Source organism: Bradyrhizobium altum, assembly GCF_020889705.1.
GTDB lineage: Bacteria > Pseudomonadota > Alphaproteobacteria > Rhizobiales > Xanthobacteraceae > Bradyrhizobium > Bradyrhizobium altum.
In genome coordinates this window covers 1-996 of sequence record NZ_JACMYP010000573.1, presented here as the reverse complement: position 1 = coordinate 996, position 996 = coordinate 1, and the positions used below count along the sequence as shown (strand labels likewise).

General features: G+C 59.6%; 1 protein-coding gene. It reads left to right on the top strand.

Features of this window, described 5'->3' with window-relative positions; all coding sequences use genetic code 11:
- The first annotated feature begins 40 nt into the window (after window positions 1–40).
- A protein-coding gene (locus tag H8B02_RS47460; RefSeq protein WP_229172543.1) for an IS630 family transposase occupies window positions 41–983 on the top strand; the annotation gives its coding sequence in 2 pieces (ribosomal slippage) (window positions 41–376 and window positions 378–983; 942 coding nt in all).
- Window positions 984–996: the final 13 nt, after the last annotated feature.

Here is a 996-nt window from a genome sequence, read left to right as displayed (position 1 = left end):
TGATTCAAACTCCATGGCTGGGGAATGGGGGCCAGCATGGATGACGCGACCCTATTCGGAAGACCTTCGCGAACTCGCTCTGGCGAGGGCTGAGGCTGGCGAGACGGTTCGTTCGATTGCCGAAGCGCTTCAGATCAGCCCTTCCTGTGTGACGAAGTGGAAGAATCTGCGGAGGGAGACCGGAAGCCTTTCTCCCGGCAAGATCGGCGGTCATAAAAAGCCGGTTCTGTCCGGCCCCAACGCCGACTGGCTGCGCAAACGCATTCGCTCCGGACCATTCACTTTGCGGAAGCTGACGCAGGAACTGGCTGCGCGCGGGATCAAAACAGACGTGCGGGCGGTATGGACGTTCGTTCACGCCGAGGGGCTGAGCTTCAAAAAAAACGCTCCGGCCGGCCGAACAAGACCGCCCCGATATCGCGCGTAAACGGACACGCTGGAAGGCCCATCAGGGCAGGATCGAGGCCTCACGCCTGGTCTTTATCGACGAGACCTGGATCAAAACCAACATGGCGCCACTGCGCGGCTGGGGACCGAGCGGGCAGCGTCTTGAAGCATCTGCGCCTTTTGGCCACTGGAAGACCATGACCTTCATCGCAGCGCTGCGCCACGACCGGATCAGCGCGCCCTGGGTCATCGACGGTCCCATCAACGGTGAGCTCTTCACGCTCTATGTCGAGAAAGTGTTGGCGCCCACCTTGGCAAAAGGCGAGGTCGTCATCCTCGACAACCTCGGCAGCCATAAAGGCAAGGCTGCCCGCAACGCCATCCGCACAACAGGAGCGCATCTCCTCTTCCTGCCGCCCTACAGCCCCGACCTCAATCCGATCGAGCAGGTCTTCGCCAAGCTCAAACACCTGATGCGGGCTGCCCAGACACGTGATGTCGAAGCGACGTGGCGCAAGGTCGGCGAACTCCTCGATATCTTCTCCAAAGAGGAGTGCGCCAACTATCTCAAAAATTCAGGCTATGTTTCCGTATAAAAACATCATGCTC